Here is a 26221-nt window from a genome sequence, read left to right as displayed (position 1 = left end):
CGGCGCCGGCCAAGGCCTCGTCACTACGCGCGAAGCCGTCAGGCCGGGGGCGCGCCGAAGCTCCGCTCGAAGAGCGCGCGGATCGCGGCGCGCCCGCCGTCCGACAAGGTACGCGTGCCCGCGCCCGCGAAGCGCGGCCGCGTGATGGCGGGCGGCTCCTCCGGGATCCACGCCCCTCCGCGCCAGCGGAACCAGCCGTTCCGCTCCTCGTCGAAGACGTGGACGGGCTTGCCCCAGTGGCGGGCGAGCTCGACCGCCCACCCCGTCCCGCCGTGGGCGGTCTGGTCGGCGTGGATCGACCCGACGGAGAACACCTCGTCCGCCGTGTTCGCCTGGTGCCAGATCGCCCGGAGCACGCGGGCCGCCGGGTCGTGGAAGGTGCGGTGGAGGTGCGCCTTCACGTAGGCGGCGCTCACCTCGCCCAGCCGGAGCTCGTCCTCGGAGAGCACCACGACCCCGCGCGTCCGCGCGAGCTCGCCCCTCCCCGCGAACGTGAAGTGGACCTCGGCGACGCCCCAGCGCTCGGCGCAGCGGCCGAACTCCTCCTCGACGCCGGCGGAGCCGGTCGCGACGAGCGTGAAGTCGCCGGGGTCGAGCTCGGCGGAGCCCGCGGCCTCGTCCGGGGAGAGGAGCCGCAGCGTGCGCGCCTCGAGCACCAGCGAGGCGTCCGGGGCCGGGGTCCGGTCGAAGTCCTTCACCAGCGTGAGCCGCGCGTGCCGCGCGCAAGGCGCGAGGACGAGCCCCACGTCCACGAGCGCACCGCCCGGCAGGGCCCCGGCGTCCGCGGGCGCGCCCGGCTCGCCGCGGGCGCGCGCGGTCATCCACAGCTCGGCGCCGGCGCGCGCCGCGCTCGCCTTCAGCTCGGCGACGGCCGCGGCGGCGGCCGGCGACTCCCAGTCGAAGCCGTCCACGAGGACGTCCGCGGGCGAGGCTCCGAGGAGGCGCCGGAAGGCGGCGAGCGCCTCGTCGAGCGCGCGGCCGCCGAAGCCGCCCTCCCCGACCGCCCAGATCAGCCGGCGGCGCGCCATGGACTCCTGCACGCCGCCGCGGTCGCCGAGGTCCAGGCGCCGGGCGAGCTCGTCGAACAGGGCGTCGTACCGCGCCGCGACGTGCTCCACCGACTGCCCGAGCGACACGTGCAGCACCGCCCGGTCGCGCAGCAGGGCGTCGAGCCCGAGCTGCGCGAGGCACGCGGACTTCCCCACGCCCGGCGGCGCGGCGATGACGCCGAGGCGGCCCTTCCCGAGCCCGCCGCGGATCCACCGATCGAGGATCCGGAGCGGGCTCTGGAGGTTCACTTCCTTCCGGTGCATGGCACCGGCAGTTCTACTTCTTCCCGGCCTCGGCCGCCTTCTTGCCGGCGGCCTTGGCCATGAGCTCCTCGGCCATCGCCGTCGGGACCGGCAGGTAGCGCGAGAACTCCATCGTGAACTCGGCCTTCCCCTGCGTGGAGGAGCGGAGGTTGGTCGAGTAGCCGAACATCTCGGCCAGCGGGACCTCGGCCTCGATCCGCGAGAGGAGCCCGTCCTCCTGCGAGCCGATGATGGTCGCGCGGCGCTGCATGAGCCCGCCGAGGACCCCGCCCGAGAACTCGGAGGGCGTCTCGACGACGACCTTCATGATCGGCTCGAGCAGCCGCGGCTTCGCGCGGTCGAACGCCTCGCGCCAGGCGCCGCGGGCGGCCTCCTGGAAGGCGATGTCCGAGGAGTCGACCGCGTGGCTCGCGCCGTCGTTGATGACGACGCGGGCGTTCACCACCGGGAAGCCGAGGAGCCGCCCCTTGCCGAGCATCGAGCGGAACCCCTTCTCGACCGACGAGATGAACTCGCGGGGGATCGCGCCGCCGACCACGTCGTCGACGAACTCGAACACCGCCTCGCACGGCTCGATGTAACCACAGACCCGGCCGAACTGGCCCGACCCGCCGGTCTGCTTCTTGTGCGTGTAGGCGAAGTCGGCGCGCTGGCTCACGGTCTCGCGGTACGCGACCTGCGGCGGCGAGGCCACCACCACCGCGTTGTACTCGCGCTTCATGCGCTCGATGTAGACCTCGAGGTGCAGCTCGCCCATGCCGCGGATGATGGTCTCGGCGCTCTCCTCGTCCACGCCGGCGCGGAAGGTCGGGTCCTCGCGGGTGAAGCGCCGGAGCGCCTTCCCCATGTTGGCCTCGCTCTTCGAGTCGGCCGGCTTGATGGAGAGGGAGATCACCGGCTCCGGCACGTGCATCGAGGTCATGTTGAACTTGACCTTGCCGTCCGTGAAGGTGTCGCCCGTGTTGCACTCGACCCCGAACATCGCGACGATGTCGCCCGACCCGGCGGCGTCGATGTCCTCCATCTGGTCGGCGTGCATGCGCACGAGCCGCCCGATGCGGTGGTCCTTCTTGGTGCGCATGTTCGTGATGAACATGTCGCGCGAGAGCGTGCCCTGGTAGATGCGCAGGTACGTGAGCTGACCGTACCGGCCGTCCTCGAGCTTGAACGCGAGCGCGACGGTCGGCTTGTCGTTGTCGATCGACAGCACGACCTTCTCCTCGTCCTTCGTGAGGTCGTGCGCCTCGTTCACAACCTCGGTGGGATCCGGGAGGTAGTCGACGACGCCGTCGAGGAGCTTCTGGACCGCCTTGTTCTTGTAGGCGGAGCCCATGAACACCGGGGTGAGCTTCAGCTCGATGGTGCCCTTGCGGATGGCGGCCTTGACGAGGTCCTCGGTGACGCGGTCCTCCAGGATCGCCTCGGTGAGCTCGTCGGAGAACATCGAGGCGGCGTCGAGCATCTCCTCGCGCGCCTTGGCGGCCTCGGCCTTCATCGACTCCGGGATCTCGGACTCGGTGATGACCTCGCCGTCGCTCCCGCCGAAGCGCACCGCCTTCATGGTGACGAGGTCGACCACGCCCTCGAACTTGTCCTCGAGGCCGATCGGGAGCTGCATGAGGACCGGGTTGTGCTGCAGCTTCTCGCGCAGCTGGTCCTTCACCCGGAGCGGGTTCGCGCCCGAGCGGTCGCACTTGTTCACGAAGGCGAGGCGCGGGACCTTGTAGCGGCGCATCTGCCGGTCGACGGTGAGCGACTGGCTCTGGACGCCAGCGACGGAGCAGAGGACGAGGATCGCCCCGTCGAGCACGCGCAGCGACCGCTCGACCTCGATCGTGAAGTCGACGTGTCCGGGGGTGTCGATGATGTTGAGGTGGAGGCCCTTCCACTCGCAGTGGGTCGCCGCCGAGGCGATGGTGATGCCGCGCTCGCGCTCGAGATCCATCGAGTCCATCGTGGCGCCGACGCCGTCCTTGCCCTTCACCTCGTGGATGGCGTGGATCCGGTTCGTGTAGAACAGGATGCGCTCGGTCAGCGTGGTCTTCCCGCTGTCGATGTGGGCCGAGATCCCGATGTTCCGGAGCTTCGAGAAATCCGTGTACACGCTTGCCTCCACCCGCGGAGCGCGGGATGCTGACGACGCTCGAGTGAACCGATGCGCGGAGGGACGATCGGTGCGAAGATCACGCGCCGTTCACGCCGTCCCCGCGTCGCGCGCGCGCAACCTAGAACAATCGAGGGTCGCATTGCAACCCGGGCGGTCCCCGCCGCCGAGCGCCCGCCTGCATGGCCGCTCGGTGCTAGTTCACGGGACGCGGCAGGACGGTGACGGATCCGTGCCAGCCGCGCTGGATGCGGCCGGGTTCCTGTCGCCCGGCCCCGGTCGCGCCACGGCCGACGGACGCGGTCGCGGAGTCGAGCTGGAGCAGAGCGATCAGGTCGGCCAGCTCCGTCGCCTGACTCGACAAGTCGGTTTGCGGCGTGCGTCGAGGTGTCGCGGCGCGTGAACGCGCGGCGGGCCTGCGGTGAATGCGCGCGAGCACCGGCGGGCGCGAAGGCTCCGGGCGCTCGAGGGCCGGCGCCGTTTTCTCCCCGAGTTCCCGGCGCTCACGGGCGGATGGAGGGGAGCGCCAGCGTGGAGACCGGGCGCATGGCGCCGTCGCGACCACCACGGCGCAGTTACACCCACCGTCGACATTCGCGTTGACGCGTCGCGCGACGAGGTGACAAGAGGTGCCCCGCGGCAGGAGCGGCTCGCCGCGCGGAGGTGACGGTGACGGGGATGCACTGCAGCGCCAAGTCCTTGGTCCTGGCCGGCCTGGGGATCCTGCTCGCCTGCGGCCGCCAGCCGGGGTCGAGCAGCAGCATCGTCGGCAGAGGCGGCAGCGTCCCGACCGACGGCGCGCTCGGAACCGCGACCGTGCCGCCTTCGAACCGGGTCGCCATCAACCTCGGGGAGACGCCGTGGCGTTACCTCAAGGACCGCGACCCGGCCGACGCCATGAACCCGGACTACGACGACACCGCCGCGAACACGCGCGAGGCGTGGTCGTCGGTGGGGGTCCCGCAGAGCCCGAGCGACGACGACACCTTCCTGAACCTCCCGTCGGGCGGGGGTCAGGGCCAGCTGACGGGCAACATCCTGTGGTACCGGAAGCACTTCACGCTCGACGCGTCGTACCGGGACCGGAAGATCTTCGTGGAGTTCGAGGGCGCGCACATGGGCGCCCAGGTCTTCGTCAACGGGACGTTCCTCCCGGGCAACAGCCTCATCAACCCGCAGGCGACCCACGTGGTCGGGTTCGTCCCGTTCATCGTGGACCTCACGCCCTACGTGAAGTGCGACGGCTCGGACAACGTCCTCGCCGTCAAGGTCGCCCGCGGCGACAAGTTCTTCGACTCGCCCAACTTCTCCGGCGCGTTCCGCTTCGGCCAGGCCGGGAGCGGGCTGTTCCGGCCGGTGTGGATGTACGTGAAGGACCGCGTCTACATCCCGCAGAACACCTGGGCCGTGCTGAACACGTGGGGGACCTACGTCTCGACGCTCAGCGCGAGCGACGACGCCGCCGTGGTGCGGGTGCAGACGAACGTCCGAAACGAGTACGCCGGAGATCGCTCCGTCACGCTGTCGACCCAGATCGTCGACGCGAGCGGGAACGTCGTGGCCGTAGCGCAGGAGACGAAGAGCCTGGCGCCGCAGCCCCTGCCGAGGACGCCGGCCAAGCTCGCCGCCGACGCCGCGCCGCCGCCGGCCACCTTCGACCAGACGCTCACGGTGGACAAGCCGACGCTCTGGTATCCGAACGACAGCGTTCACGGTCGCCCGTACCTGTACACGGTGATCCACACGGTGAGCGTCGACGGCGCGGTGGTGGACGCGACCCAGACGCCGCTCGGCGTCCGGACCATCGCCTGGGACCAGAACTTCCCGATCATCAACGGCCACCCGCACTACCTCTGGGGCGCCTCCGGCCGCTACGACTACCCCGCCCTCGGCTCGGCGGTGCCGGAGGAGCAGCAGTGGCGCGACCTCGGCCTCCTCGCGGCCGCCGGCGGCAGCCTCTACCGACCCGGCCACTCGAGCCAGGGCCCCGAGTTCCTCGCGGCGGCCGACGCCTACGGCGTCATGGTGGTGCAGCCCAGCGGCGACGGGGAGAACGGGTTCGCGACCCTCTGCCCGGGCACCGACCGCAACGGCTGCAACGCGTCCACCAACGACGTGGAGCTGAAGAAGGAGACCCACCGGGACATGATCGTCCACGACCGGAACCACCCCTCGGTCCTGGCGTGGGAAGCCGACAACGGCAGCACCGACACGGCGTTCGCGCGGAGCCTCCAGGCGCTGTCCCGGATCTGGGACCCGGTGCTCACGCGCGCGCAGGCCGACCGCACACCCGACCCGGCCAACGGCGACCTCCTCGGCTGCAGCGGCGACGGCTGCGACATCGGGGTGAAGCGCACCTACCCGAACTCGCCCGCCTGGGGCTCCGAGTACTGGGGCGACGGCGTCGGCCGCGCGCTCTACGACCACGAGCTCGCCTTCGCCGCGCCGTACCTGAAGAACTGGTCGGCCAGCGTGCGCGGGAAGTCGTTCGGGATCGCGCACTGGTACCTGGCGGACACGCCGGGGGAGATCAACACGCAGACGGACGGGACTGCGCCCGAGCTCGTCCGCGGCAACGGCGCCTCGATGATGGACGCCAATCGCATCCCGCGGCTGCTGTACTACGCCTACCAGTCCGTCTGGACGCCGTACGCGATCCGGCCGGTCGTGAAGCTGGCCCATCACTGGAACCGCGCCGGCGACGTCACCGTCAACGCCTTCAGCAATTGCCCCGCGGTGCGGCTGCTCCTCGACGGCCAGCCGCAGGGGGCCGATCAGATCCCGAACCCGCCGACCAGCGATCCCAGCGCCGACCTGAACCAGACCACGACGCTCCTGCCGGGCCAGGCACACTGGAAGGTCGCCTGGGCCGCCGGCACCTTGACCGCGCTCTGCCTGGACGGGAGCGGCCAGGCGGTGGTGGACGGGCAGGGCCACGCCGTCGCCGATCAGCTCGTGACGGCCGGCGCGGCCGACCACCTCCAGCTCACCGTCGAGCCGCCCCTGGCGCGCCCGGACGGCACGTCGTTCCAGATCACCGCCAACGGCACCGACGCCGCGTTCGTCCAGGCCGCCGTGGTCGACGCCGACGGCCACCTCGTGCCCGACGCCGCCCCCGTCATCACCTTCGCGGTGAGCGGTCCCGGCACCTACCGCGGCGGCGCGGACCACGGCGTCACGCCCGGGCAGCCGCAGGGCTACCACGCGCCGCGCGACCCCAGCCTCTCGGCCGAGGGCGGCCTCGCCAAGATCGCGGTGCGCACCCAGTTCACGCCCGGCACGGTCACCGTCACGGCCACGGCTCCGGGGCTGCGCGCCGGGAGCGCCACGTTCGAGGTCCGGCCGACGAGCGGGCCCGGCATGCAGGGCGCGTCGCTCGCCATCCCGGCACGAGCCGCCGACGCGCTCGCCATCGTCGCGTCGCCCGTGAGCCAGACGGCGACGGCCGGCTACGGCGCCACCTTCAGCGTCCTCACCGCCGGCGCGGGCCCGCTCTCGTTCCAGTGGACGAGGAACGGCGTGGCCATCCCCGGCGCGACCGGGAGCAGCTATACGACTGGCCCGACCACCCCGGCCGACGACGGCTCCACCTACGGCGTGACCGTCTCGAACGGCGCCGCCAGCGTGACCTCGAAGGCGGCCACGCTCACGGTGGTCGCGGCGTCCGCCCCGGCCATCGTGAACCCGCCGCTCGCCCAGACCGCGGTCGCAGGGCAGCAGGCGCGCTTCCGCGTGGTCGCCTCGGGCTCGCCCCTCCTCAGCTACCAGTGGCAGAGAAACGGCCGGGACATCGCGGGCGCCACCGCGCCCGTCTACAACACGCCGGCCCTCGCGAACGGCGACGACGGCAGCACGTTCCGGGTCATCGTCGCCAACAGCGCCGGTCGGGCCACCTCGGTGGACGTGCGGCTGACGGTCGCGGCGGCGACCGTGCCGAGCATCGTCGCGCCGCCGAGGAGCCTCTCGGTCGCGGCCGGCCAGACCGTGGCGCTCACGGTGGTCGCCACCGGGTCCGCGCCCATGCACTACCAGTGGGCCCTGGACGGAACGCCGATCGGCGGTGACACCGACAGCTACCTGATCGGCTCCGCCCAGGACGGCGACGCGGGGACGTACACGGTGACGGTCTCGAACGCCGCCGGGAGCGTGACGAGCGGCCCGGCCGTGCTCACGGTGAGCGGCAGCAACGGCCCGAACCTGGCCCTCGGCAAGGCCTGCTCCGCGAGCACCGAGCAGGACGCCGGGCTCGCGGCGCGCTTCGCGTGCGACGGCGACCGGACGACCCGCTGGTCCTCGAAGGCGGGCGTGGACCCGTCCTGGCTCACGGTCGACCTGGGCTCGCCGCAGACGTTCGACCGCGTCGTGCTGCGGTGGGAGAACGCCTACGGCTCGGCGTACCAGCTCCAGATCTCGAGCGACGGCGCGGGCTGGGCGCCGGTGTTCACGCAGGCCGCCGGCCACGGCGGCGCGGAGACGCTGGACTTCGCCAGCGCCACCGCGCGCTACTTGCGCCTGGTCGGCACCCAGCGCGCCACCGCCTACGGCTACTCCCTCTACGATCTCGAGGTCTACGCCGTGCCGCGCTGCGGTGGCGCGACCGAGCGGTACACCACCCGGGCCGCGGCGCCAGGCACGTACCCGTCGACCATCCCCGGGCTGCCCTCGGGCCCGTTCGTCCCGACCGTCGTGGACAACGTCACCCGGCTCACCTGGCAGCAGTACGTCACCACCTTCCCGCAGCAGGGCGCGCAGTTCACGCAGCCCATCGCCGAGCAGTACTGCGCTTCGCTCGGGATGCGGCTGCCGTCGCAGGCGGAGGCCCTCGCGATCGCGGGAAGCAACTACGCGTCCTGCGCCTTCCCATTCCCGTGGACCACCTGGACCACGACGCCCGTCCCGGGCGAGGACGGGCGCGCCTACTTCGTGTCGTCCGCCGGCGTGTCCTCGTCGCAGATCGCCGTGAACGCCCCGGGCTGGGCGCTGTGCGTCAGCGGCCCGTAGGGCGGCCGCCGATGTCATGAGGGGAGTCCTCCGGATGTTCACCGACTCGGCCCGCCGCGCCTCGCTCGTCGCGCTCGCGGTCCTCGCCGCCGGCGCGGGCTGCAGCCGCCGCGCGCCGCACGCGCCGAGCGAGCCGACCGACCCCGGGCTGCCGCCCGGTGGGCTGGCAGAGGGTATCGGCCCGGCGCGCTTCGCCGGTGGCGAGCTCGACGCGGCGTCGCTCGGCGGCACCATCACCTTCCAGCAGATCGGCGCCGCCGGCTGGTATCCGAGGGTGGCCGACCCCGCCGTCGGCCCCTGCGACGTCACGAGCACGAGCGCGTGCTGCCGGAACACGCACACCGTGCCCGGCGACCGGCTCACGCCCTGGGACGAGGAGCTCATCCTGACGCTGCGCGGGCCGATGCTCGTGAAGCAGCTCGCCGTCTACCAGCCGGACCCGGCCGGCGTGGTCGGGTGGCGGCTCGTGTCGGCGTGGGACAGCCGCGCCCCGGCCGGCCCGCAGGGGCTCGCGTTCGCGGGGAACGGCACGGAGACCGCCGGCTTCACCGGCGCCATCGGCACCGAGTGCCTGGTGAACGTCGCGACCGACCTCGCGTTCGCGTGCGGCGCGGGCAGCGCGCCGTACTGCCCCGCCTCCTCCGGCTCGCAGCGCCGGGGCTGGAGCGGCTCGAAGCTGTTCGTGCTCCTCGCCGAGATGCCGCACGCCGGCGCGGCGGGGCCCGGGCAGGCTTGCTCCACGGGGACGGCCGGCGGCTGGTACGACGCTCCGTGGATCGGGCTCAGCGCCGCGGAGCTCGTGCGCGCGGGATCGTTCTCCCCCTGCCAGTGCTACGCGAAGGACACGAGCAACTACGGCGCCAAGGCGGACGGCTGCGGCCAGTTCAACGCGTTCGAGGTGGTGAACGACAACAACGCGTACCGGAACCTGGGCGTCCTCAGCACCGACCTCGTCGACTACGCGGGCTACGTCGGGGAAGGGCCGTGCGGGCCGCAGTGCGACGTGTCCAAGCTCCCGCCCGACGTCGACCTGATCGCCAAGGCCACCGACACCGGCGCAGCGCACGGCGCCCTCGCCAGCCCGACGCAGGGCCCGGGCGCGGCGTTCCGCCGGCCGGACCGCGGCTACCGCTACTTCCTCATCCTGCTGGACGTCGACTCGCGGACGGTCCAGCTCGGGGTGGTTCACCCGAACGCCGTCCCGGCCGCCGCTGCAGGGATCCTTCCGGCCCTGCCGGCCACGGTCCCGCACGCCGCCCTGCAGGATCTCCTGAACCTCCGCTTGCCGCAGTGAGTCCACGGCCCAGCCCTCGTCGAGGATCCCCCATGCCCCTGCCTTCTCGCGGCCGCCTCCTGGCCCTCCTTCCCACCGCGGTGCTGTGCGCCGCAGGCTGCTCGTCGTCGTCGGCGCCGACCGCCAGCTGGCCCGCGCCGCCGCCGGTGTCCGATCCGAGCGCGCCGGCGGGCTTCTGGGACGCGGCGAGCATCCCGCAGGCTGCGAACGCGCTGACCTTCGTGTTCCTGAACCGCACCCAGGGGAAGTTCGAGGATCGCGAGATCTACTGGCGGTTCGAGCACGAGGGCCAGAAGGTGCTCCACGCGATCGCCGAGCGCCCGACGTTCGACATGCCCGCGTATCCCTCCGAGCGCATGTACTTCTTCCTGTGCGGGAAGGAGAACGGCTACGACGGCGGCTGCGCCAGCGCCCCGGAGAAGAGCGGCTACTTCGACTTCATCGAGTTCACCATCGGGTCGAACCCGTACGCCTTCCACGGCAACACGACGCGGGTGGACGCGTTCGGGCTCAAGATCGCGATGCGGCTCGTGTGCCCCGGGCTCGACCAGGCGGTGGGCGAGAGCTACGCCATGTTCCAGGAGGATCGCTCCGCGACCTTCCAGCGATACCTGGGCGCGGTCCCGGTCGAGTTCCAGGGCCTCGTGCGCGCCAACCCCGCCGGCGCGCCCTACCGGATCGTGGAGCCCGGTGCCGGCGGGTTCAACGCTGGCGGGCCCTACCAGCACTACTACGACGCGTTCGTCGACGCGCTGTGGACCGCGAACGGCCTCACGGTCCCGCGACCCGGCCCGAACGGCGACGGGCTGGGCAGCTACCCCGACCTGTCGGCGGCGATCTACCGCCACGTGGGCGCCGCCCCGGGCACGTTCGACGCGAGCGGCAAGCTGCTCGACGCGAAGCTGTGGAGCGACCCGACGACCTTCTACGCGCAAGCGCCGGCGGACTACTACGCCAGGTTCTGGCACGACAACGCGCTGGGGGGGAGGGCGTACGGCTTCCCGTACGACGACGTCGGGGGCTACTCGACGTACCTGTCGTGCGACCATCCGCAGTACCTGCTCGTCGCGATCGGCTGGTGAGCGCCATGGCCCATCGCATCGCGCACCCCGCCCTACGCGCCGTCGCCCTGCTGGCCGCCGCCGCGTCCCTGGCCTGCGGCGGCGCGGGCGACGGCGCCCAGCTCCCGCGCCCGGCGCCGGGCACGAAGCGCGGCGTCGCGTACGGCTTCCAGTCGCCCGCCGAGCTCCGCGCGCTCACCCCGCAGGTGACCTGGTGGTACGACTGGTCCACCCACCCCGACGCGCCCATGGCGGGCGACGCCGACGCCGAGTTCGTCCCGATGGTGTGGGGCGGGCAGTTCGACGTCGACCAGGTCATCCGGGACATCCCGCAGGGCGCGAAGTACCTCCTCGCCTTCAACGAGCCGAACTTCAAGTCGCAGGCGAACCTCACCGCCGCGCAGGCGGCCGCGCTGTGGCCCGCGATCGAGCAGATCGCGGACGCCCGCGGCCTCGCGATCGTGTCACCCGCCGTCAACTACTGCGGGCCGAGCAGCGCCTGCAACGGGACCGACCCCTTCCAGTACCTGCGGGACTTCTTCGCCGCCTGCCCGGGCTGCCGCGTGGATCACGTCGCGGTTCACTGGTACGCCTGCGACTCCAGCGCGCTCGCCTGGTACCTCGACCAGGCGGCGGCGTTCGGGAAGCCGATCTGGCTCACCGAGTTCGCCTGCGGGGACGGGGACGCCCAGCAGACGTCGCTCGCCGGCCAGGAGGCGTACATGACCGCCGCGGTCGCCGCGCTCGAGGCGGACCCCCGCGTCTTCCGGTACGCCTGGTTCGCCGACGGGCGCGCCGTGCCGAACGTGGCCCTCACCGCGGACGGAGCCTTGACTGCCCTCGGCAGGACGTACGCCGCGGCCGGCGCGGCACGGTGAGGACGGTCCATGCGGTGCTCGCCTTGCCTGCGTTCCCCTCGAGCTTGACGCGCTCGCTAGCCCCGATCACCTCCCGCCCGCGCACCGGTCCGCCGCGAGACGCGCCAGGTAGGCCCATGACGCCTCGTCGGGCATCCGGACCAGCAACGCCTCGCCTTCACGGAGCGCCTCCAGGGCGCGGCGGGGCTGCCGGTGCTGCAGCCAGGTCTCCGAGCATGAGGTGGACCTCGGGCAAGGCGCCCGGCAGATGCGCGGCCGCCTCGCACGCGGTCTGCGTCGCCGTCGCGCTCTGCGCCCTCACGAACGCGAGATAGCACGACCAGTGCTGGACCCGCGCATCGGTGGGCTCGCGCGCGGCGAGCGGCGCGAGCAGCGCCCACGCGCGCTCGGCGTCACCGGTCCGCTCGAAGAGCCGCACGACGTCGTTCAGGTTCGCCGCGACCGTCCTCTCGCGCGAGGGCGGCTTCGCGGGCGTCACCGGCTCGACCGGGCGAGCGGGGGGCTCGCGGGCCGGCGTGGAAGCGGGCACCACGCGAGGCGCGGCGCCGGGATCCCCCGCCGCGAGCGCCGCGCGCAGCAAGGCCCGCGATGCGTCCGAGAAGCCGGCGCAGCCCAGGTCGTACCGCGGCGAGAGGATGAAGCCTTCAGCCGGATCGTGCGAAGCCCCCATCGTGTGCGCCCATTCGTGCAAGAGCAGCAGGGTCTCGCGGTGAACCCGGCGTTCGCGCAGGAGTGCTTCGATCTCGTCGTCCGGGAGGAGGTGCAGCACCCGCCGGAGCTGCACCGCCTCTTCCGCGGATTCAGAGCCTCTCACGATGAGGTGCCGGCCCGGTGCGAGCGCGATCCCGAGCTGCTCCAGGACCGCCGGCAGGGTCGGCATGGACGAGACGAACCCGACGACACGGTCGACGTCGGCCGCGTCGTCGAGCGCGACCAGCGCCGCGAGCGCGCCGGCGAGGCCGCTCGACCCGTCCGAGTGTTCCCAGCTCCGGACTAACTCCACCTCGATGCGGGCCCCGAGCTGCGCGCGTAGTCGCGCTGGTCGTCGATCGGCAGGCGCCTGATGGACGCGCACGCCACCAGCACCGTGGACGCGGAGACGATCACCAGGACGATGCGCCGTGACAGCCGCCACGCGGCCGCGGTGAAGCCGTACATCGCGACAGCCTATCAGGCGCGCAGTAAGTGATCCCGCGCGGAACGGCTAGGTTCTGCGGATAAGCCGATTCGGACCGCCGACGAGAATGAGCGGACCTGCGGACTCGAACCCGCGTCCGAGTGCGATTCCGATTGAGGCGGCGAGCGAGAGGACTAGGCGCTCCTGAAAGCCGGCCAACGGCCAGGCAAGCAGGCCGACGTGGTGGCCATGAAAGGGGACCCTTTCAAGGATATCGCCGTGACCGGAACAGTGGACTTCGTCATGAAGGCCGGCCGGGTCTATCGCCACGGCCCGCTCGATAACCTGCAGTAGCCGCCCGTCCATCAAGAGTAGCCGAGCGGACCTTCCCACCGACGAGAAGCTCGCGAATGGCACATGGGACGACGAAGAAAGCCGCGCTGCTGGCGCTCGCCGGTAGCCTCGCCAAGCTCGCGCCGGCGCCGGCGCGGCTGGCGTGGGTGACGATGCTCGCGTGCGCCGGAGCGGCACCCGCTCCGACCCAGCACACGCCGTCGGCCATCGCTCCGTCGAGCTTGCGTCGCGTCGGCGCCGTCGACGAGCGTTTCCAGTCATACAACGTCGAGATGGTCGAGGTGATCGGCGGCTGGTTCTGGAAGCCGTACGGTCAGAGCGCCTCGGACGCAAGGCACACCGGACCGGCGGGGGGCGGCGCGATCCCCGCCGGAATGGACCCGAGGCTCTACGAGTGGCGCCCGCCCATCGACCTCGCAAACCCTCGCCTGCGGAAGCTGGCCGCGGCCCTGGGCCCAGCCTACGTGCGCGTCAGCGGCACCTGGGCGAACTCCGTCTTCTTCCACGACAGCGACGAGCCCGCGCCGCCCGAGCCGCCCGCGGGCTTCGGTGGCGTGCTGACGCGGCAGCAGTGGAGGGGCGTCGTGGATTTCTCCCGCGCGGTCGAAGCGAAGATCGTCACGTCGTTCGCGACGAGCCCCGGAACCCGTGATGCCGCCGGCGTCTGGACGCCCGGGCAGGCGAAGCGGTTGGTCGGGTACACGAAGTCGATCGGCGGCGCGATCGCGGCTGCCGAACTCATGAATGAGCCGACCTACGCGGCGATGGGAGGCGCGCCCAAGGGCTACGACGCGGCGATGTTCGGGCGCGACATCGGCCGGTTCCGCCGGTTCATCAAGGAAGCGCTGCCGGACCTGGTGTTTCTCGGCCCCGGCTCGGTGGGCGAGGGCGGGCCGTCGTCCATGGCGATGGGCCCGGGCGTGCTGAAGACGCCGGACCTGCTCGCGGCCACCGGGCCCGCCTTCGACGCCTTCTCCTATCACCTCTACGGCGCGGTCTCGAAGCGCTGCGCCAGCACGGGGCCGGCGATGCAGACGACCGCCGACGCCGCGCTGTCCGAGGATTGGCTCTCCCGCGCTGACGCGATCACCTCCTTCTACGCGGCGCTGCGGGATCGCTTCGAGCCCGGGAAGCCGCTCTGGATCACCGAGACGGCCGATTCGGCGTGCGGCGGGAATCCATGGGCGTCGACCTTCCTCGACACGTTCCGTTACCTCGACTCGCACGGGCGGCTCGCGCAGCGGGGCGTCCAGGTCATCACCCACAACACGCTCGCCTCGAGCGACTACGGCCTGCTCGATCCCGGGACGCTGGCGCCGCGTCCCAACTTCTGGGCGGCCCTCCTGTGGGCGAAGCTCATGGGCTCGACGGTCCTGGCCCCCGGCCCGTCGCCACACGCGAGCGTCCACCTCTATTCGCACTGCCTGCGAGGTCATCGCGGCGGCGTGGCGATCCTCGCGATCAACCTCGATCGCGGCGCGGCGCACGATGTCGCTGTCTCGGTGCCGTCCAGCCGTTGGGCGCTCACGGCCACCGACCTCCTCGACGCAGCGGTGCGACTCGATGGCGAAGAGCTGAGGGTGAGCGCCGCAGGCGACGTTCCGCACCTGGACGGCATCGCGACACCCGCCGGGCTCCTCACGCTGCCGGCAGCGAGCATCACCTTCCTGGCCGTTCCAGATGCTGGCAACGACGCCTGCCGGTGACCGTATCGCGGTTTGGCGAGCGCTGGAGCAGAGATCAGATGGGGAGGTCCTCTGATTTCCTCGCTTACGCGTGGACTCCCGAAACCTGCCACCGTCGCGCGGCGCTCAGAGTTCCAATCCCAGCCCGGCCACGAGCCGCAGGGGAGGGCCCGGCGTCAGGAACCGCACGACCGGCTGGCCCGGCGCTCTGCCGTCGGGCGCGAAGCTCCCGGACGTCTCGTGGCGCGCGTCGAGGAGGTTCGTGCCCCTGAGCGTCGCCGTCCACCGGCCGAGGCGGAGCTCCGCGCCGGCGTGGACGAGCACGTAGGACGGGAGCGGCCGCTCCGCGTTGGCCTCGTCGCCGCGGAGGTACTGCGTGCTTGTCCAGCTCGAGCCGGCCGCCAGCACCAGCCACTCCGCCGGGCGGACGCGGACGTCCAGGCTGAGCCGGTGGTCAGGGACGAGCGGGATGCGAGCTCCGCGCCGCACCTGCTCGGTCCCCCCCGGCGTGCGCGGCGACGCGAGCGCGAGCTCGTCCTCGAAGGTGGCGCGCTGGTAACCATAGGTGAGGTCGACCTCCACGGCGCCCCGCTCGGCGTGCGCCCCGAGCTCCACGCCCTGCCGGCGCGTGTCGCCCACGTTCTGGAAGAAGACGCTGGTCGCCCCGGGCGCCGTCACCGAGTAGATGTCGTCGCGGAGGTCGGTGCGGTAGGCGCCCACCGTCGCGCTGCACCAGGGGGCGGGCGCGACCCGCGCCGTGACCTCGAGCGTGCGCGCTCGGACCGGCGCGAGCCGCCGGAAGCTGGTGTCGGGGGCGACGCCGGACTGGAGGCCAACGCAGGGTGCAGCGGGGTCCGCGCAGGTCAGCTCCAGGAAGGCCGGTGCGCGAAAGCCCTCGCTGTAAGAGGCCCAGGCCGTGAGCGCCGGTCCGAAGACCCAGTGCAACCCGACGGAGGGCACCAGTCGGGTGTAGGTGGCCCGCCCCGAGGCCTTCCCGGGATCATCCGGAGAGCGATCGACGATGTCGTGCGACAGGGTGTCCGCTCGGAGCGCCGCCGTCGCGCCGAGCCCGCGCAGCGGTCCGCTCGCGATGGCGACCTGCGCCTGGCCGAACGCGCCGGCGGCGAGCTGCGCGTCGGAGACGTCCGAGGCGAGCCGCGGGAGGGCCGCGCCGCCCTCGTCTACCAGGAAGCGCGCGTTCGGCTCCCGGTGGACGGGGACGTGCACCGCGCTGCGGGTGACCTCCAAGCCCAGCGAGCCGTGGCCCCGGAGGACGCCGGCCCGCAGCGCGTGGGTCAGCTGCACCGCCCCGCCGACGCTGGTCGTCTCGTCGAGGAGCCGGGTGTCCGGCCCGAGCCAGTTCGCGTTGAACTGCCCGGCGTGCAGGAGCCGGAGGAACCCGTTCACGGCCAGCGCCAGGCCCGGGGTCAGCTCCTGCCGACCGTTGAAGGTGACGAGGTGGAGGGTGGGCTGGAAGAAGTCGCCCCGGGTGTAGTTCTGGCGCGGGTCGGCCGCGAGCATCGCCGGCGGCAGCGAGCCGGGCTCCTGCGCGCGATCGCCCTGGAGCTGATAGGAGAGGCTGAGATCGGTGCCGCGCGCGCGCAGCCCCAGCTTCCCGAACAGGCGGGCGCTGCGGGTGGCGCCGCCGGCGCGCCAGCCGCGCTCCGTCGTCTCCTGGGCCGAGAGGTACCCGTCGAGCGCGCCCGCGCCGCCCTGCACCCAGGCGCGGAGGCGCTGGTACTCGAACGACCCAGCCTCCGCCGAGGCGCCGCCCGCGGCGCCCGGCCCGCCGCGTCGCGTGACGACGTGGATCGCCCCCCCGAGCGTGTTGCGCCCGAAGACCGCGGTCGGCCCGTGCACGACCTCCACCCGCTCCACGTCCTCCAGCGGGATGAGCTCGAAGTTGACCTCCTCCACGGCTGGCTCGTTGATCCGGACCCCGTCCAGGAAGACGCTCAGCCCTTGGGTCGAGCCGGTCACGGGCCCCGCGCTGAACCCCCGCAGCGAGAGGCTCTGCTGGAGGGCGTTGCCCTGCTCGTCCGAGAGCCCCGCCCCCGGTAGGCGCGCGAGCGCGTCCTGCAGCGTGCGGGCGCCCGAGGCGGCCAGCGCGGGGGCGTCGAGCACGACCACGGTCGCGTCGGCGGGCACGGACCACGGGTCGAGGAGCCGGTCGGGGGCCCGCACCACCGCCTCGTAGGCCGGGTTCGGTGCGGGCGTCGCGCCGCCATCCTCGGGGGCCGGAGCGACGGGCTGGGGAGCGCCCTCGTCCGCTCGGGTGGCGAGCTCCGGGGCGGCGCCCCCGGCCAGCACGAGCGCCACCACCGCCCCCGGCCCCCAGGTCATCGCGCTAGCGCAGGCCGAAGACGACGATCCGCGAGGTGTCGCTCTTCAGGGGCCAGAGCGGAGAGGCGGCCCCGCCGCCCACAGCGATGAGCTGGCGCCCGCCCGCCGAGTAGGACACGACGCCGGCCGCGGCGGGCTGGCCGACCGTTCCCTTCCACAGCTCCTTCCCGGTGGCAGCCTCGAAGGCGATGGAGTTGCCGTCGAGGTCGCCCGTCAAGACGAGCCCGCCGGCCGTCACGGTCACCGCGGCCAGGATCGGGGCGGAGGCGTGGTACTTCCAGCGCAGCTCGCCGGTGTCGGCGTCGAAGGCGCTGAGCCACCCGCCCCCCCACTGCGCATCCTGCTTGCCGAACGCCTCCTTCTGGTCGGTCACGCCGGTCCAAGCCCCCCCGGTCTTCCCCACCAAGGTCGCCGGATCGGACAGCTTCACGCTCGTGCACCAGTCGGTCGCGGCCACGAGGACGGTGTTGCTCCCGGGGTCGAACGCCGGCCCGTTCCACTCGGTCCCCCCCTGCGACCCCGGGCAGAAGCGCACGTAGCGGTCGGTCGTGAGCGGCTCGTCCAGGTTGTCACGGGTGGTGGTCGGCGAGCGGTAGCGCACGACCAGGGTCTCGGGGGCGATGGCGGCGTCGGTGGCCACTGCGTCCTCGCGCCGGACCCCGCTGCGCTCGATGCCGTAGAGGAGGCCGTCCTTGGCGGCGGTCAGCGCCATCTGCTTGCCGCCCCGGGTGGTCACCAGGGCCGGAGGCGAGGCGACGTCGTGGTCGTGCGAGTCGCTCTTGACCGGCTGGACGTACCCGGCGACGAACCCCGTGCGCGCGTCGACGGCGAGGACCGAGGTCGCGTAGAGGCTCGGACCGGGGTGCAGCGCGCCGACGAAATCGGGCGCCACGTTGCCGGTGGGGACGTAGAGGAGCCCGGCCGCGGTGTCGAGCGAGTAGGACGTCCAGGTCCCACCGCCCGTGGGCGGGTTGGTGGGCGACTCCTTGGTCCAGGTGGCGCGCACCGGCCCCGCCTCGGGGACGACGTTCATCCGCCACAGGGTGTGGCCGTCCTCCACGCTGAGCGCGTTCACGTGCCCGGTCACCCCGAAGTTGTCTCCGCCGGCGTTTCCGACGAAGACCATCCCGTTCCACGCGATGGGCGCCATGGGGAGGGACTCGCCGGCCTTCGTGTCGGCGACGACCACCTCCCACAGCGCACGGCCCGTCGCCGCGTCGAGGGCGTAGAAGTGGCCGTCGCCCGAGCCACGGAACAGGCGGCCGTCGAGGTACGCGACGCCGTGGTTGTTGCCGAGCCAGGAGCGCGGCTGATACTCGTGCACGTGCTTCCAGCGCTGCGCGCAGGTCGCCGCGTCGATCGCGAAGGTCTCCGTGTCGGTGGTCAGGTACATCACGCCGCCGACGACGACCGGGCCGACCTGGAAGGCTCCCTTGTCCCCGGTGTCGAAGGTGCAGATCGGCTTCAGGCCGGAGACGTTCGCGGAAGTGATCTCGGCGAGCGGAGAGAACCGATCGCCGGCGTACGAGCCGTTGTAGGTCGGCCAGTCACCCCCGGCGGCCACGGCCTTCGCCCCGGCCGGTGCAGGTCCCCGGCCGGAGGTGGTCGCGCAGGCGCTCAGGAGCAGGAGCGCGAGGCCGAGAAGCTCGACGGAGTGCCTGCCAGTTCGCCAGCGCCGTGGTTCACGCTTCATGTGCCACCTCCCATCCCGCGAGATTGCGGGCATCCCGTGAAGAAGCTCACTCGCCCCCCGAGGCGAAGCGCATCCCGACCAGGAGCGTCCGCGGCTGGCCGACGGTGTCCACCCCGGCGCGCCCGACCAGGTAGCTCGCGTCGAAGACGTTGGCCGCCGTGGCGAAGAGCGCCACGCCGCGCGCGAGCTCGCGGGCCGCCGCGAGGTTCACCACGGCGTACGCGCCCATGGGCAGGGTGTTCCGGTCGTCCTCGTACTGCGCGGCCACCGCGCGCACCTCCCCGGTGAGCGTGGCGAGCTCCCGCGCGTCGAAGGTCAGGGCGAAGGACGCGCGGTGCCGCGGGTCCTGCGGGAACTGCTTGCCCACGAGCTCCGGGTGGCCGGGCGCCGAGGTGGTGACGGGGTCGACGAACGTATATGCGGCGAGGGCCTTCCAGCGCCGGGTCGGGCGCCAGCCCACCTCGAGCTCCACGCCCCGGATGCGCGCCTCGCCCAGGTTCTGCCGCTGCCGGGTCGCGCCGTCCGGCGCCGGCGTGGCGAGGGTCACGTTGTTGATCGGGTGCTGGAGCTGGTTCCAGAATCCGGTGGCGCGCGCCGTCAGTCCACCCGCGATCGCTTCCGCGCCGGCCTCTCCGCCCCACAGCGTCTCGGGCTCGAGCGCCGCGTTGCCGTCGGTGAGGATGGTCCCGACCTGGAACGGACGGTAGAGCTCGTCGAGCGTGGGGGCCCGGAAGGCCCGGTACACCGAGCCCCGCAGCGCCAGGACGTCGGTGACGTGGACGAGCACGCCCAGGCGCGGGCTGACCTGCAAGTTCGACCGGTCGGGGTGCGGGACGCGCTCGACCGCCCCTCCCACGTGGCGGGTCGTCGTCGCGCCGGACAGATCGCGGTAACCGTCGAGGCGGACGGCCGCGCTCGCCTCGACCCGCCCGACGCGCACGGCGTCCTGCGCGAAGACGCCGGCGAACTGCTGCTCGCCGCCCGCGGACCGGCTGGCGATCGACGCCGCGGTTGGGTTCGAGCTGGCCTGGTCCTCGGTCGACGTCCCGGCGACGCGCTGCGCGTCGATCCCGAAAAGGAGGACGTGCTCGACGCCGAGCTGGTGGCGCGGGAGCGTCCAGGTGACCGAGGCGCCCTGGTTGTCGGACGGGACGTGCTGGGTGAAGGCGGGGCTGGCCGAGCTGCGGTCCGGCGAGACGCGGGCCCGCTGCTGCTCGAAGCGTCGGTTGCCCGCGAAGATGACCGCATCGAGGGTGCCGCTGCCGCCCAGCTCCAGCCTCGCCCCGACTCCGTAGGTCGCGGCCCGGGCCGCAGCCGAGGTGAAGAGCGTGCCGGCCTCGAGCGTCTCGTGGAAGAAGCGGCCGAACCCCCGCAAGCTGAGCGAAGGGCCGGCCCGCGCCTCGACCCGAGCGCTCACGTTGTAGTCGGTGCTCGGCGCAGGACCGTCGATCGGTCCGCGCTGGGCCGGGGCGATGGGCGAGTAGCCGTCGCTCGTGAGGACGTCGGCGAGCAGCTCTCCGCCGGCGGCGCTGGAGGCGCCGGTCAGGCGGAGCGAGGCCTCGCCCGTGCGGAAGGAGCCCCCCGCGAGCTGGGTCTCCACCCCGGTGCCCCCGATGGGGCGCGAAAAGACCTGCGCCACACCTCCCAGCGCCAAATTGCCGTAGAGCGCCGAGGCTCCGCTCGGCACGATCTCGACGCGCCCGATCCCGAGCAGCGGCAGGGCGCGCCAGGAGATCCACCCGCCGAAAGGATCGTTGAGCGGCACCCCGTCCTGCAGCACCAGCGCGCGCGAGACGCCGGTCGGGGCGACGCCGCGCAGGTTGAGGGTCTGCGAGCTGGGGTCGGCGACGAGGCTCGCGCTCCTCCGGAACACCGCGACCGACGGGACGGCGCGGACCAGCTCGTCGGCGGTGGTGGCCGGGCTCTGCGCGATCTCCTCTCTCGCGATGACCGTGGTGACGGGCGGCGTGTCGGGCTGCGGCCGCGGGAGGCGCAGTCCGGACACCACGGTCTCGTAGATGGGCTCCGGGGGACGTTCCGGCGGCGCGGCGCCGCGCTCCGCCCGATCGGCGGGAGGCGGCGCGGTGTCGGCCAGCGCCATCCGCGGCACGGCGGCCTGGGCGAGCAGGGACAAGGCCACGCGCAGCGCCCAGCCCGCGGCGCTCGGCCGCGATCCCCAGCCACGTCGCGACCGCGCGCTCACCGCCTGGCAGGCGGGCGCGGGGCGATCGTCGAGCCTGCCCGAGGACACTCCACCGCGTCCCGGCTAGGGCAACGCGAACACGGTGAAGGTGGCCGGGCCGGCTCCGCCGAAGAAGACGGAGACCCTGCCAGCCTCCACCGCGACGTATTGCTTCCCCTTGACGGCATAGGTCACGACACCGCCGGTGGCGGCGCCGCCCACCGGGTGGCGGTAGAGCAGCTTCCCAGACCTGGCGTCGAGCGCCACGAACTCCCCGCGCATCGTCCCGGTGAGCACGAGGTCGCCTGCGGTGGCGGTGACGTTGGCGAGCATCGGCGACTTGGAGTTGTACTTCCAGCGGACCTTGCCGCTGGCAGGATCGATGGCCGTCAACCAGCCCTTGGCCTTCGCGGGAGGATCCTGGGTGAACGAGCCGCCGCGGTAGTGCTCTCCCACCTGGTACGCCGGCGGCTTCTCCAGCTTCGCGGCCCTGCCGCACCACTCGACCGAGGGCGTGAAGATCAGGCCGAGTGCCGGGCTGTAGCCGGCGGTGCTCCACTCCTGGCCCCCGAGCAGCCCCGGGCAGACGTGGACGCCCTTCACCGTGAGCGGCGTCGCCGTGTTCTTCCGGGTGGAGATCGCCACCTCGTACAGCTGCTCGTGCGTGTCGCGGTCGACGCCGCGCAGCAGGGCGTCCTTGCCGCTGACGATCACGATGTCCCGCTTCTTGCCCTTCGCCTCGACGGTCAGGAGGGGGCTGACCTGCGTGAGGTCCCAGTCGTGCACGTCGTGCGGCACGAACTGCTGCCGCCAGAGCACCTTTCCGGTCTTGACGTCGAGCGCCACGGCCGCGTTCGTGTAGAGGTTGGGACCCTCGCGAACCTCGCCGTAGAAGTCGGGCGCCGGGTTGCCGGCCGGCGCGTACAGGACTCCCTTCTCCCGGTCCAGCGACAGCGGGGTCCAGAAGCTCCCGCCCCCGTGCGGCAGGACCTTCGGATCCGACCAGGTCTCGGCGCCGGGCTCGCCGGCCTGCGGGACCACGTAGAACTTCCAGACCTCGTCGCCGTTCTCGAGCTTGAACGCGCCCAGCCACCCCCTCGAGCCGAAGTCGGCGCCGGCGGTGCCGATGATCACGAGGTCGTCCACGACGACCGGCTGCTGGCTCAGGTAGTGGTTGTCCTTGGGGCTGGCGATCTGCTTGCTCCAGAGGACCTTGCCGGTCGCGGTGTCGAGGGCGATGAGGTTGCCGTCCGGAGTCCCGCGGAGCAGCTTGCCGTCCTTCAGGGCCGCACCGCGGTTCGGGTTGGAGAGCTCCTTGGCCGTGGGCGTCCAGACATGCCGCCAGAGCTCCTTGCAGCTCGCGCCGTCGACGGCGGCCGTCAGGTAGCCAACCGTCACGTACATGATCCCCTTGTAGACGATCGGGCTCGTCTGCGAGGGCGCCTCGACGTTCGATTGCCAGGTGCAGACGGGCTTCAACTTGGCCACGTTGCGCCTGTCGATCTGGCGGAGATTGGTGAAGCGTCGGCCGGCGTAGTCCTTGTTCGTGAGCAACCAGTCGTCGTCGGACGAGGCCGCAGCGTCCAGCTCCTGCTGCGTCTGCGCCTCCGCGGCGGCGGGTCCCCAGACCACGGCTGCGAGCGCGAGGGCCACCCACCAGGCGGTAGCGGTGGCTCGTTGCGATGACCTCGTCATGGCTCCCCCTTCGACCTGGCCACAGTGTCAGGCCCGCAGAGGCTACCGAGCGCGGCGTTCTACGACTCAGGTGTCGAGGTGGACACATGGGGCCCCTCAGGCGCGGGTACCTGTGCGATCGCCCGGAGTCGCGTCGTGCCCTCAGGTGCTCTCGCGCGCGATCACGCGGGATCCCACGTCGAGGATCTGGGGTGACCTCGGGCGCAGACCCGCAACGACCTGCCACAGGACGTACGGATGAAGATGGTGAAGCTCCTCAACGCCCGGTTGGCGGATGCCATCGACCTCAGGACCCAGGTGAAGGTGCCCACTGGAACGTGAAGGGCCCCGAGTTCATCGCGCTGCACAAGCTCTTCGACGACGTGGCGGCCAGCGTGGACGAATACGTGGACCTCATCGCCGAGCGCGCCGTCCAGCTCGGCGGGACCGCCGACGGGACGGCGCGCCAGGTCGCCGAGCGGAGCGAGCTCGACGAGTACTCCGGGTCCGGCAACGCCGCGCAGCACGTCCCCGCGGTCGCGGACGCCCTCGCCGCCTTCGGCAAGATGGTCCGCCAGGCGATCGCCGCCGCCTCCGGCGCGGAGGATCAGGACAGCGCCGACATCTTCACCGAGGTCTCCCGGCCAGCGTTCTTCAGCCCACGGCATCGTCGCCTCCTGATCTGGATATGACGTACTTCGACGATGCCTGGGGTGGTGGCGGGGTAACGGCGTCCTGGCGCAACCCCGCACCTGGGCATCGGGCTGGCGATCCCGCTGATGCGGCACGCGGCAAAAGCAGAAGGTCCAGCAAGCGGTTCGCGCTTGCCGGACCAAGATGTTCGTGCTCGGAAGGTGTGGTGCCTGGGGCCGGAATCGAACCAGCGACACGGGGATTTTCAGTCCCCTGCTCTACCGACTGAGCTACCCAGGCGTCCTGTCGCGCGATCGCCGAGGCGGCCGCGCGGGGCGCCTTTTTTACGATCGGCGGCGGGAGAAGGCAAATCGAAAAGGTGGGCGCTAGCGGATCGCGTCGGCGGCGGGGACGAAGCGGGCGGCCACGCGGCTGCGGCGGGTGAGCTCGCTCATCTTGGCCCGCTGCTGCTCCTCGTAGGCGGCGACGCTCTCGGCGTGGTGGGCCAGGCTGCTGCAGGCGACCGCCGCCACGTTCCCGTGCCGCTCCCGCATCTCGCCCCAGAAGCGCACCCGCGCCTGATCCGCGAGCAGCCGCTCCTCGAGCGCGTCGAGCCGCTCGTCCAGGGCGCGGCGCTCGGCGTTCCAGCGGGCCCGCGCCTCCACCAGGGCGCGCGGCTCGCCGCAGGCGGCGCGGCACCCCGCGAGGAGCATGACGGCGGCGACGACGACTCCGGTGTGGCTCACGCGCGCCCCCTTCCGCAGGCCGACCAGGGTCACGACCGGAACGGTAGCCACACCCCTACCCACCGTCACCGCCCCGCGGAGAGCAACGCGGCCTGGCAGGGGTCAGCGCGGCGCGGGCCGATGGGGCGCCTCTTCCCCCGACCGAGGGTCGAGCGCTCCCTTCCTGGGCTGTCGCTGGCTTTTGCTGGGGGTCGAACCAGGTGCGCCGCGGCGGGGGACGAGCCCCCGCCCTACGGATCGAGACCGCGGGGTGGGGCCATCACACCCGCGGCAGCACCTTCAGCACGGCGCGGCCGCCCTTCACCTCGACGCGGAAGTCGACCGTCTTCGCCTTGTACTTCTGGATCAGCTCGGGCACCTGCTTCGCGACCGTGCGGGCGAGCGCCTCGTAGGTAAAGCGCGACACGTCCTCGCCGCACTGCCGCTTCGCGGCGAGGTACTCCGCGTAGAGGGCGCGCAGCTTCGCCTCGGAGGCCCCGGGGACCGGCGGCGGAGGCGGCGCGGCCGGCTTGACGGCGGGTCCTGGCACGGCGGGCGTGGGCGCGGCTGGCGCACCCGGCGCCGCGAGCTGGGCGGCGGCCGGTTCGGCGGGCCCCCGGCGGCGCAGCTTCTTGAGGTCGCGCTGGTAGGTGCCCTCCTCCCGCTCGCGCGTGCTCCGCATCCACATCCGCTCGTACGACAGGAAGCGCGCGTGCAGCGTCTGCACCCGGAAGCGCAGGCCGGTGTTGCGGATGAACTCGCCCTGGAGGCGTGCCACGCGGCGCTTCATCTCGTCGCGCTCGCGCGCGGGCTCGCGCCGCTCGATGCCGAGGAAGTACATCTCGTAGCGCGCCTTCAGCGCCTCGAGGTCCTCCTCGATCCGCCCGCAGGTCTCGGCGAGGTCGTCGGTCCGGTGCCGGTCCTGCCGCGCCGACTCCTCCTGGGCGCGCGGATCCTGCGACGCCTGAGCGGAGAGCTTGTTGCCGAGCGCCGGCTTCTGGGGCGGTCGCGCCACGCGCCGTCACTCTAGCGGGAACGCGGCGGCCGATGAAGGGCGCGCGCCCGGGGGTCGCCTAGGCCGCCAGCGCCGGGCCCGCCGCCGCCGCGCGGGTGCGCAGGCGGCGCCCGATCGCCCACACGCCGGCGCCGAGGGCGAAGATCACGAGCGACGTCCACTGGCCGACCCCGAGCCCGGCCACCACCCCGCGCTCGACGTCCCCGCGGAACACCTCCACCACCGTCCGCAGCACCGCGTAGGCCATGAGCCAGGCGGCCAGCACCTGGCCGTCGAAGCGCCGCCGCGGCCCGACCCACAGCGCGAGCCAGGCGAAGAGCCCGAGCTCGCCGAAGGCCTCGTAGAGCTGGGTGGGGTGCACCGGCAGCGTGGTCAGCCGGTCGGCCGCCAGCAGCGCGGCGCCGTCCGCGCGGCCGGCGAAGGTCTGGTAGGCGAGCGACTCGGGGGGGAAGCGCACCAGCCAGGGCAGGTGCGCGTGCGACACGCTCCCCCAGCAGCAGCCGGCGGAGAAGCACCCCAGCCGCCCGAAGAAGTGGCCGAGCGCGAGCGACGGGATGAGCGCGTCGGCGTACGGCAAGAACGCCATCCGGTGGCGCCGCAGGTACGCCCAGGCGGCGAGCGCGGCGGCGATGAAGCCGCCGTAGAAGACGAGCCCGCCCTCCCACAGCGCGAGCGCGCGCGGCAGGCGCAGGCCGTGGAAGGACATGAAGGCGCTCTCGCCCACGTAGTCGCGCCAGTTCACGCCGATGAAGTAGAGCCGGCTCCCGACGAGCGCGGCGAGCAGCACGTAGAAGGCGAGGTCGCCCACCCGCTCGCCGTCGAGCCCTCGCCGCTTCGCCTCGCGCTGCGCGAGCGCGACGCCCGCCACGAAGCCGGCGGCGATCATGAGCCCGTAGGTGTGGAGCGGCAGGGCGACCGGGCCGTCGAGGAGCCCGAGCCAGCCGGCGGCGGCGAGCGCGGCGAGGAGCAGGCCGATCGTGCCGCGGTCGTCCCACAGCGCCGCACCCCAGCCGAGCGCCTCGCCCTCGGCCGCGAGCCGGCGGCGGAGCGCCCACGCCCGCAGCGCGGCGGTGACGGCCACGGCGAGCGCGGCCAGCGGCAGCGCCAGCCCCGCCGGGACGGTCAGGGTGAAGAGGATGGGGAGCACGG

General features: G+C 72.8%; 16 protein-coding genes and 1 tRNA gene. 6 read left to right on the top strand and 11 right to left on the bottom strand.

What is annotated here, in order from left to right:
* Positions 1-38: 38 nt before the first annotated feature.
* Together HWY08_RS12380 and fusA are read right to left on the bottom strand one after the other, a co-directional pair.
* Positions 39-1313: an AAA family ATPase gene (locus tag HWY08_RS12380; RefSeq protein ID WP_176065556.1), complete on the bottom strand. Its 1275-nt coding sequence runs from the start codon at positions 1311-1313 to the stop codon at positions 39-41.
* A gap of 13 nt (positions 1314-1326) precedes the next feature.
* Positions 1327-3417 carry an elongation factor G gene (gene fusA / locus HWY08_RS12375; RefSeq protein ID WP_176065554.1) on the bottom strand — a complete coding sequence of 697 codons (2091 nt, stop codon included), beginning with the start codon at positions 3415-3417 and terminating at the stop codon, positions 1327-1329.
* Positions 3418-4095: 678 nt separating this feature from the next.
* Between fusA and HWY08_RS12370 the strand changes: the two genes are divergently transcribed.
* The 4 genes from HWY08_RS12370 to HWY08_RS12355 are packed head-to-tail and all read left to right on the top strand — an operon-like array spanning position 4096 to position 11651.
* A complete protein-coding gene (locus HWY08_RS12370) occupies positions 4096-8418 on the top strand; it encodes a discoidin domain-containing protein (protein WP_176065814.1) in 4323 nt (1440 codons plus the stop codon).
* Between the two features lie 34 nt (positions 8419-8452).
* Positions 8453-9712: a DUF2403 domain-containing lipoprotein gene (locus tag HWY08_RS12365; protein WP_371869336.1), complete on the top strand. Its 1260-nt coding sequence runs from the start codon at positions 8453-8455 to the stop codon at positions 9710-9712.
* A gap of 32 nt (positions 9713-9744) precedes the next feature.
* Positions 9745-10794, top strand: a complete 1050-nt coding sequence (locus HWY08_RS12360; protein WP_176065550.1) for a beta-1,3-glucanase family protein — start codon at positions 9745-9747, stop codon at positions 10792-10794.
* Positions 10795-10799: 5 nt separating this feature from the next.
* Positions 10800-11651, top strand: coding sequence for a glycoside hydrolase family protein (locus tag HWY08_RS12355; RefSeq protein WP_176065548.1), 852 nt, complete (start codon positions 10800-10802; stop codon positions 11649-11651).
* Positions 11652-11808: 157 nt separating this feature from the next.
* Here the strand turns inward: HWY08_RS12355 and HWY08_RS12350 are convergent, their stop codons facing one another.
* Positions 11809-12786, bottom strand: coding sequence for a hypothetical protein (locus HWY08_RS12350; RefSeq protein WP_176065546.1), 978 nt, complete (start codon positions 12784-12786; stop codon positions 11809-11811).
* Between the two features lie 392 nt (positions 12787-13178).
* On the opposite strand from HWY08_RS12350, the gene HWY08_RS12345 reads away from it, so the two are divergent.
* Positions 13179-14828 (top strand): glycosyl hydrolase family 79 N-terminal domain-containing protein, encoded by a 1650-nt coding sequence (locus HWY08_RS12345; RefSeq protein WP_209005149.1) that lies wholly within the window; start codon positions 13179-13181, stop codon positions 14826-14828.
* A 105-nt stretch (positions 14829-14933) separates the two neighbouring features.
* Here HWY08_RS12345 and HWY08_RS12340 read toward each other — a convergent pair whose 3' ends face one another.
* The 4 genes from HWY08_RS12340 to HWY08_RS12325 form a co-directional block, all read right to left on the bottom strand.
* Positions 14934-17150 (bottom strand): TonB-dependent receptor, encoded by a 2217-nt coding sequence (locus HWY08_RS12340; RefSeq protein WP_176065543.1) that lies wholly within the window; start codon positions 17148-17150, stop codon positions 14934-14936.
* 4 nt (positions 17151-17154) lie between these two features.
* The gene (locus tag HWY08_RS12335) at positions 17155-18843 is read right to left on the bottom strand and encodes an outer membrane protein assembly factor BamB family protein (protein ID WP_176065541.1); all 1689 of its coding nucleotides are present in this window, start codon (positions 18841-18843) and stop codon (positions 17155-17157) included.
* Between the two features lie 46 nt (positions 18844-18889).
* Complete coding sequence (locus tag HWY08_RS12330) at positions 18890-20983, bottom strand: TonB-dependent receptor (protein WP_235969599.1); 2094 nt, start codon at positions 20981-20983, stop codon at positions 18890-18892.
* Positions 20984-21109: 126 nt separating this feature from the next.
* Positions 21110-22678, bottom strand: coding sequence for a pyrroloquinoline quinone-dependent dehydrogenase (locus HWY08_RS12325; RefSeq protein WP_176065539.1), 1569 nt, complete (start codon positions 22676-22678; stop codon positions 21110-21112).
* Between the two features lie 359 nt (positions 22679-23037).
* Between HWY08_RS12325 and HWY08_RS12320 the strand changes: the two genes are divergently transcribed.
* Complete coding sequence (locus tag HWY08_RS12320; protein ID WP_209005148.1) at positions 23038-23391, top strand: ferritin-like domain-containing protein; 354 nt, start codon at positions 23038-23040, stop codon at positions 23389-23391.
* A gap of 165 nt (positions 23392-23556) precedes the next feature.
* Here HWY08_RS12320 and HWY08_RS12315 read toward each other — a convergent pair.
* The 4 genes from HWY08_RS12315 to lgt form a co-directional block, all read right to left on the bottom strand.
* Positions 23557-23632: transfer RNA gene (locus HWY08_RS12315), tRNA-Phe, on the bottom strand.
* Positions 23633-23718: 86 nt separating this feature from the next.
* Positions 23719-24111, bottom strand: a complete 393-nt coding sequence (locus HWY08_RS12310; protein WP_176065537.1) for a hypothetical protein — start codon at positions 24109-24111, stop codon at positions 23719-23721.
* Between the two features lie 226 nt (positions 24112-24337).
* Positions 24338-25072, bottom strand: coding sequence for an MXAN_5187 C-terminal domain-containing protein (locus tag HWY08_RS12305; RefSeq protein WP_176065535.1), 735 nt, complete (start codon positions 25070-25072; stop codon positions 24338-24340).
* A 58-nt stretch (positions 25073-25130) separates the two neighbouring features.
* On the bottom strand, positions 25131-26219 hold the full coding sequence (lgt, locus tag HWY08_RS12300) for a prolipoprotein diacylglyceryl transferase (protein WP_176065532.1): 1089 nt from the start codon (positions 26217-26219) through the stop codon (positions 25131-25133).
* Positions 26220-26221: the final 2 nt, after the last annotated feature.

The organism is Anaeromyxobacter diazotrophicus, assembly GCF_013340205.1.
Classification (GTDB): domain Bacteria; phylum Myxococcota; class Myxococcia; order Myxococcales; family Anaeromyxobacteraceae; genus Anaeromyxobacter_A; species Anaeromyxobacter_A diazotrophicus.
The sequence above is the reverse complement of the archived record's forward strand: the minus strand, read 5'-3'. Positions and strand labels throughout refer to the sequence as shown.